Source organism: Neobacillus drentensis, assembly GCF_036965245.1.
Classification (GTDB): Bacteria; Bacillota; Bacilli; order Bacillales; family Cytobacillaceae; genus Neobacillus; species Neobacillus drentensis_G.
In genome coordinates, this window is record NZ_JBALPG010000004.1 from 20,024 (window position 1) to 28,153 (window position 8,130).

Here is an 8,130-nt window from a genome sequence, read left to right on the forward strand (position 1 = left end):
TTCCCGCAGGAGTCAAGTGCCCTCCGCTACAATCAACTCAGATAGTTAAAGTTAAATTACACTAAAAAAGCAACAAACTTCACGAAAACAGCCTTTTATTAATATAGTTACTATATAAAATATTCAGTTAAAAACCAAGAACCCTGCTCAATTCAAAAGGTAATCTTTAATTAATTCACCGAATGATTTCAATAAAATGTACAAGAATTCTTGCAGTTAATCTCCAGATTACCCTACCCCCATAGCGGTAAAAATATTCATCTAGTCCTTTTGCCTGCCAATTGTAATTTTCACCCCCAGGGATTAAATCATACGGAAAACTTTCCTCCGGCTCTGCTTTAAAGTGAACACGATAGATTTCAGGATTATTTTCAACAAAAAAAGACAGCGGAACCGTAAAAATCTCCCCCACTTCTCCAGGATTTGGCCAAATCGCATCAGGCCTATTAATATATCCCACATAAGGGAAAAGAATCATGCCAAAGGGTGAAATCATATAATCTAGTGGGTAAACTCTGGAGATATCTTCTTTGTTTATCCCTAATTCTTCAACCGTTTCACGGATGGCAGCATCCTTTTCATCCAAATCCTGTGACTCAATTCTTCCCCCCGGAAAGCAAATTTCTCCTGGTTGTCTCCTTAATTCAAGCGAACGGACCTCAAACAACACATGTATCCCGTCCTCTTTTCGAAGGAGCGGAAGCATAACAGCATATTTTGAAAACCTTTCACTACCAAGTATCTTGGGTGTATGATGTTTTAATTTTGTCAAAACCTTTTCCAGCTCCATGATTTCACCCCTATTCGTTTCAAAAAGATTGTTTAACACTACAATACCACTTTTTATGTTACGATTTAAAAAAACAATCCAACCGCATAAAGGTGGGTTGGATTGTCTTAAAGTATTCCTTATTCCTTCTTCTCATACCAAGAATACATATACGCAGGATCTTCAATATTTTGTGCTGATTTTACAATATTTAGCGGGTGAAAGGTGTCAATCATAACGGCAAGTTCAAGTGTTTCTTTTTTACCAATACTTGCTTCTGTTTTCCCAGGATGCGGTCCGTGCGGGATGCCGCCAGGATGAAGCGTAATCGACCCCTCTTGAACTCCTTTACGGCTCATGAAATTACCTTCTACATAATAAAGGAGTTCATCGCTATTCACATTGCTATGGTAATATGGTGCCGGTATCGATTCGGGATGATAATCGTACAGTCTTGGTACGAATGAACAAACAACGAAATTGTTACCTTCAAAGGTTTGATGGACTGGCGGGGGCTGATGCACCCTTCCGGTAATCGGTTCAAAATCCTCGATATTAAAGGCCCATGGATATAAATAGCCATCCCAGCCAACCACATCAAATGGATGGTGACCTAGAATATGAGAGGAAATCATGCCCCTTGATTTCGTTAAAACCTCAAACTCCCCTTTTTCATCAAAAGTCACCAGGGCTTCTGGCCCGCGAATATCTCTTTCACAAAATGGACTGTGCTCTAAAAGCTGGCCATACTCATTACGGTAGCGCCTTGGGGTCGTAATTTGACTAAAGGCTTCAACAAAAAGCATTTTCGTCGTTTCGTTTTCATTAGGGATTATCCGAAATATCGTTCCTATTGGGATGATCAAGTAATCGCCCGGACGATAGGAAATTGTTCCAAACATCGTCTCGAGAGTACCGGTTCCGTGATGAATATAAAGCATTTCGTCCCCATCACCATTCCGGTAAAAACTTTGCATCGGTGCCGTCACATTCGCTGTTCCAATTAGTAAATCCTGATTCCCTAATAAATAATGTCGGGCTTCTAGTGCATCGCCCTGCAGATCAACCTTACTTGTAAAAAAGTGCCGGTGCTTTAACGCCTTTCGCTCTTCATATTCCGGCAAGTAAGTGCCAACCAATTCTGATTTCAGTACCTCTGTTGGCATATAATGATGGTACAAAATCGATTGTGTTCCCGAAAATCCACGTGTTCCCATAACCTGCTCTCTATAAAGACTGCCATTGTCTTTTTTAAACATTGTATGTCGTTTGTGAGGAACCTCTCCCTTTTGAAGGTAATACATCACTTCACCTCTCTATCATCGATAATGGTATTCTTCAATACACCTAAATGTTCAATTTCTAATTCTACCTGATCACCAGGTTCGAGCCAGCGATGGATCTCCTCCCCCAGTTCGAGGATACATCCTGTTCCGACTGTTCCGGAGCCAATGATTTCACCTGGATAAAGAGTGACGCCCTGTGATGCCCTCGCTATCATTTCACTAAAAGAAAAAGAAAGGTCCTTCACATTCCCTTCTGAAAGCAGCATCCCATTCACACGTGCTTTCATTGAAAGATTAAAGCCCTTTCCTTCTTTTAATGGATCCAGCTCATCTTTGGTGACAATCCAAGGGCCAATGGATGTTGAAAAATCCTTCCCCTTCGCTGGACCTAGACCAACCTTCATCTCTCTCCTTTGCAGGTCTCTTGCACTCCAATCGTTTAAAATGCAATAGCCAAATATATATTCATCTGCCGCATCCACAGGGATATTCTTGCCTTCTTTACCAATGATACAGGCGATTTCAAGTTCATAATCAAGCCACTCGCACTCCTTGGGCTTAACAATGTCTTCCCCTGGGCCCTTAATTGCAAGATGATTGGAAAAATAAAAAACAGGGAATTCGTACCATTCAGGAATCATTTTAAGTCCGCGTTTTTCTCTTGCCGTCTTCACATGCTGCTCAAAGGCATAAAAATCCCGAAAGCTTCTTGGAATTGGAAGCGGTGCTTTTAAATGAAGTTCATTTAAACGGTAAGCTTCTCCTAGCCCTTTTGATAATGGAAAAAGACTAGCCGCTTTCTTCATATGTTCTTCAGATTGATCGAGAAAATTTAGTAGATTATTTGGCAGGATCCCACCCGATGCTTCATACATATCAATGACATGCTCATCATCTATTAACCATCCTGCACTAGTCGAGCCATCTTTTTTTTCAAAGGTTACAAATTTCATGGAACTCACCTTTTTTCGGTTTTTCTTAACATTTCAAACGTTCTGGCCAATGGATCAGTAAAGATGTTACCAGCCATTCTTCCAATCGGTTGTAATTTCGATGTATCAATTCTTCCATTGTTAAAAAGTTCGTCGTTTACATGAACATGAACCACTTTTCCAATAACCAAGCTGCCGGCTCCTGGTTTGTCGCCAAAATGCTGCACCTGATAGCATTCACATTCTAAATGGACGAGTGATTCCTTGATCCGCGGCACCCGTACCTTTATGCTCGCTTCTTTTGTTAGACCTGATTCTTCCATTTCATCGATTTCAGGAGCAAATTCGATGGCACAATCATTCATTTGTTCCGCAATGCTCTCACTGACAATATTAATTACAAATTGACCCGTACTTTCTATATTGATAAGTGTATCTTTCTTAGCACCGTCAGTCCCTCTTCGCATTGGTGAAAAGCAAATAAGCATGGGGTCCGCACAAATTGCTGTAAAGAAACTAAACGGTGCTGCATTGGCTGTTCCATGTTCATCCATTGACGACACAAATGCAATTGGACGTGGCAATATTGACCCAACTAGTAGTTTATATGCGTCTCTCCATTCAAGTGATGCCGGGGTGATTTCCAATTTTGTTTCCACCACACTTTCAAAAAGCTATTAATTGAAAAAAGGGAGAAACGAATTCTCCCTTTTTCCGAGTGAACCCCTTTATTTACCCTTTTTTTATCTATTTTTTATAGGTTACCGCGTCTCTCTTGTTCTCGTTCAATTGATTCAAAAAGAGCCTTAAAGTTCCCTTCACCAAAACCGCGTGCACCTTTACGTTGAATAATTTCAATGAACAATGTTGGACGGTCAACAATCGGTTTTGTGAAAATTTGCAGTAAATAACCTTCATCATCTCGGTCAACCAAAATATTCAGTTCGCGAAGCTTTTCAATTTCTTCATCAATTTTACCGATACGCTCTCCTAACGTTTCATAATAGGTGGTTGGAGTTTTGAGGAATTCTACCCCATTCTTTTTCAAAGTGGTTACCGTTGAAACAATATCTTCCGTTAAAATAGCTAAATGCTGTACACCTGGGCCATTGTAGAATTCCAGATACTCCTGAATTTGTGACTTTCGTTTTCCTTCAGCTGGTTCATTAATTGGGAACTTAATCCGTCCGCCGTTATGCATGACCTTTGACATGAGGGCTGAGTATTCAGTGGTAATGTCCTTATCGGAGAAATGTTTCATCTCTTTAAAGCCCATTACCTTTGAGTAATATTCTACCCACTCTTCCATCCTCTCCACATTTCCCACCACATGGTCAATCCCAATTAAACCAGCATCTTCAATTGGCAGTTCTGCAGTGTATGGTTCATACCCAGGCAAAAACGGCCCTTGGTAATGTTTCCGTTCAATTAACGTATGGATCGTGTCGCCATATGTACCGAGAACGGCTTTCTTGACAACACCATTAGCATCCTTCATTTCAAATGGTGCAGCATGGGCAATCGCTCCTCTATTTACCGCTTCTTCGAATGCTTTCTCTACATCATCGACTAAAAGCGCTACGTCCCTCACACCGTCACCGTGTTTCTTAACAAACTGGGAAATCCTGCTGTCTTCTATATAAGAGCCTGTAATAACGAGACGAATATTTCGTTGCTGCAAGCAATAGGAGGCGCTCTCTCGATTTCCGGTTTCTAGCCCGGAATAGGCGACAGGCTTAAAACCGTATGCTGTGCAAAAAAAGTGACAGGCTTGCTTAGCGTTTCCTGTGTAAATCTCAATATAATCAACATCTCGTACTGGAAAAAAGTCATCTAAAAGTTGGTCAGCACTTACTCTTTTTTCTTTCATCTAGAAACCTCCATTTAAGATAAAGTAATAATATTCAGAATTAATTTTAAATGAAGGATTGTTGTCCACTCAAGAGCAGGATGTAAAGCAATACCGCTGTTAGGCGCTAAAGAGAAGTTCTATAATCATAGTAATTTTTTTACCAACAGAAAAAGAAACATCCTAAAATACTAGGATGTTTCCACTATGAGTATCTGAAAAATTTTTTCACGAAAATAAACGATCATTATTACCCTATTAAAATATTTTTCCTTTAAGTAAGAATGGCCCGATCATTAGCCATTTGGACACCGCGGATTCGTTTAAATTCCTCTAATAAACCCTCAATCGTAAGCTGCTGTTTGTTTTCTTCGTCGACTTCCAAAATAATTTGCCCTTTATCCATCATGATTAATCGATTCCCAAGGTCAATAGCTTGCTGCATATTGTGGGTCACCATAAGTGTCGTTAATTTATATTTATCGACTATCTCCTTTGTTAAATTTGTGATTAACTCAGCTCTAGATGGGTCTAGTGCAGCCGTATGTTCATCAAGGAGCAGAATCGACGGTTCTGTGAAAGTAGCCATTAATAATGATAATGCCTGACGTTCTCCGCCGGATAACAAGCCTACCTTGGCGCTAAGTCGATTTTCCAGGCCGAGATGTAAGGTTTCAAGTACCTCCCGGAAATAATCACGCCTTTTTTTCGTCACTCCACGGCGGAGTGTTCGTGTTTTATTCCGTGAATAGGCCATCGCAAGATTTTCTTCAATCGTCATACTTGGCGCTGTTCCAGCCATTGGGTCCTGAAAAACGCGACCAATCATTTTTGAACGGTTAAACTCTAAAGTATTGGTTACATTATTTCCTCCAATATGAACTTCACCGATATCGGGGATGAGAACGCCGGAAATGATATTCATTAAAGTCGATTTTCCCGCACCATTACTGCCAATAATCGTAACGAAATCTCCGGGTTTAAGTGATAGATTAACATGATCAATCGCGATTTTTTCATCAGGGGTTCCCTCATTAAAGATCTTATGAATCTGATTTAATTGCAGCATGATTATCCCCCTTTGCCGGAACGGAAGCTTGAATAATGGTTAATTTTTCTGCCTTCCTTCGCGCTTTTCGCTTTTTCTCTTTCGAACGTTCTATCATCTTCGGCGTTGTTAAGGCAACAATTACAATTATTGCCGTAATCAGTTTCATATCACCAGGTTCCAAGAAATCAATTCTTAACGCCATGGATACGACAAGTCGGTAAATAATCGAACCTCCAATGACAGCAAGAGTCGTTCTAGCAATTGTTTTTGTCCCAAATAAAGCCTCACCGATAATAACGGAGGCTAATCCAATGATAATCATCCCGATTCCCATACCAACATCTGCGGAACCAGCTTGCTGGGCAATGAGTGAGCCCGAGAAAGCAACCAAAGCGTTGGAAAGCCCAAGTCCGAGAATTACAAGAAGGTTTGTATTCGCCGAAAGGCTGCGAATCATTCGCCGATTATCTCCGGTCGCTCTAATGGCTAATCCAATTTCGGTTTGTAGGAACAAGTCAGTTAAGAACTTAATAAGGAAGGTTACAACAATCATAAAAATGAGGATTCCCCATGTTTCAGGGAGACTGTCACCAAGACCAACCATTGAAAGCAAACTATTGAAAAAAGAATCCATTCCTGTACGCTCAAAAAAAACACTAATTTTGGTAAATGCTGAATCGGTATTTAAAAGCGAGATATTTGAGCGGCCCATGATTCTTAAATTAATCGAATAAAGCGCAATCATCATTAATATTCCGGAGAGCAAATTATTAATTTTTCCAAAGGTATGAAGCAATCCTGTCAAACAACCAGCAGCAAAACCGGCAAATAATGCCACGATTGTTGCCAAAAATGGATTAACTCCCGCCGATATCATAACTGCTGATATTGCTGCCCCTGTTACAAAACTCCCATCCACCGTTAAATCTGGAAAATCCAGAATACGAAAGGAAAGATAGACGCCAAGTGCCATAATCGCATAGATGATACCAGCTTCAAATGATCCAAATATGGCTGTAAACATTGAGATCATCCTTTCATTAAGTCTTTTGGCCATACCAAAAAATACAATTAGTCTTATATCATTCCTATGTAAGAATCAAGGAGTTAACCATTCAACAGGTCTCCTCCTTGAAAAAGTATATATATATGAATTAATTACATTGAAATTGGATTACTGTTCAGCTTTAGCGCCCAGCGGCTAGCGCACTTCGCTTTTCTAATTATTTGCCATCATAAAATTCGCCAAGCTTACTCCATTCCTCTTTCACCTTTAAGCCTTGTGCTTCAGCAGCAGCCTTATTAATGACTAGCTTTAAGCTGCTTGGAAGCTCCACTGGGATTTCAGAAGCATTTTTCTTACCAGTTAAAATGTCCACCGCCATTAAACCGGATTGATAACCAAGATCAAAGTAGCTAAATCCACTCGCTGCAACTGCACCTTTTTTCATGGAATCCAGCTCGCCAACGAAAAGCGGAATTTTTTTACTGTTGGCAACGGCTATAACAGAATCTAGGGCTGTAACAACCGTATTATCTGTAGGAATGTAGATGGCATCTACACGGCCGACTATTGATTCGGCTGCCTGTTTAACCTCTGAAGTATTGGCAACAGAAACTTCGACGAGCTTAGCGCCTTTTTCTTCAGCTAATTTTTTTACTTCTTTTACTTGGACTTCGGAATTCTGTTCCCCAGAGTTATAGATAACACCAATATTTTTTGCTTTGACTTCATCGGTAATAAAGTGAATCGTCTTTCTGGTAGCTTCCGGATGGTTGTCAGTCGTTCCGGTAATATTTTCTCCAGGTTTATCAAAAGCTTTTACCAATCCAGCACCGACTGGATCTGTCACCGATGTAAAGATGATTGGAATTTTCTTTGTAGCATTTAGGGCAGCTACAGCACTTGGTGTGGCATTGGCAAAAATCAAGTCAACTTTATCACCGACAAAATTTTTGGCGATTGATTGGGTATTATTCTGATCTGCTTGTGCATTTTGCTCATCATACTTTACTTTAATGCCTTTGTCTGCTAAAGCCTTCCTAAAGCCCTCCGTAGCGGCATCTAAAGAAGGGTGTGGAGCAAACTGAGTAATTCCGACTTTAAATTCTTTATCCGTTCCTCCCTTTTCCGAACCACCTGCTGATTCCTTACTGCCGCAGCCGGCAAGAAGCAGCATTCCTGCTAATGCAATCGAAAGTGCTTGAACTTTTTTCTTCATTAACATACATCCCCCTATATT

At 40.4% G+C, this 8,130-nt stretch carries 8 protein-coding genes; all 8 read right to left on the bottom strand.

Annotation, left to right across the window (positions count from 1 at the left end):
* Nucleotides 1-175 precede the first annotated feature (175 nt).
* On the bottom strand, nt 176-790 hold the full coding sequence (locus V7150_RS00760) for an NUDIX hydrolase (protein WP_335512645.1): 615 nt from the start codon (nt 788-790) through the stop codon (nt 176-178).
* A 119-nt stretch (nt 791-909) separates the two neighbouring features.
* Entirely contained in the window at nt 910-2,073 is a 1,164-nt protein-coding gene (locus V7150_RS00765) for a homogentisate 1,2-dioxygenase (protein WP_335512648.1), read from the bottom strand.
* Nucleotides 2,073-3,008, bottom strand: coding sequence for a fumarylacetoacetate hydrolase family protein (locus V7150_RS00770; protein WP_335512650.1), 936 nt, complete (start codon nt 3,006-3,008; stop codon nt 2,073-2,075). The genes V7150_RS00765 and V7150_RS00770 overlap by 1 nt, the downstream gene beginning before the upstream one ends.
* A 5-nt stretch (nt 3,009-3,013) precedes the next feature.
* Nucleotides 3,014-3,634 (bottom strand): flavin reductase family protein, encoded by a 621-nt coding sequence (locus V7150_RS00775; RefSeq protein WP_335512652.1) that lies wholly within the window; start codon nt 3,632-3,634, stop codon nt 3,014-3,016.
* A 107-nt stretch (nt 3,635-3,741) separates the two neighbouring features.
* On the bottom strand, nt 3,742-4,857 hold the full coding sequence (hppD, locus tag V7150_RS00780; protein WP_335512654.1) for a 4-hydroxyphenylpyruvate dioxygenase: 1,116 nt from the start codon (nt 4,855-4,857) through the stop codon (nt 3,742-3,744).
* A gap of 253 nt (nt 4,858-5,110) precedes the next feature.
* Nucleotides 5,111-5,905, bottom strand: coding sequence for an ABC transporter ATP-binding protein (locus V7150_RS00785; RefSeq protein WP_335512656.1), 795 nt, complete (start codon nt 5,903-5,905; stop codon nt 5,111-5,113).
* A complete protein-coding gene (locus tag V7150_RS00790; RefSeq protein WP_335512673.1) occupies nt 5,880-6,911 on the bottom strand; it encodes an ABC transporter permease in 1,032 nt (343 codons plus the stop codon). Before V7150_RS00790 ends, V7150_RS00785 begins: the two co-directional genes overlap by 26 nt.
* Before the next feature lie 199 nt (nt 6,912-7,110).
* The gene (locus V7150_RS00795; RefSeq protein WP_335512657.1) at nt 7,111-8,109 is read right to left on the bottom strand and encodes an ABC transporter substrate-binding protein; all 999 of its coding nucleotides are present in this window, start codon (nt 8,107-8,109) and stop codon (nt 7,111-7,113) included.
* Nucleotides 8,110-8,130 lie beyond the last annotated feature (21 nt).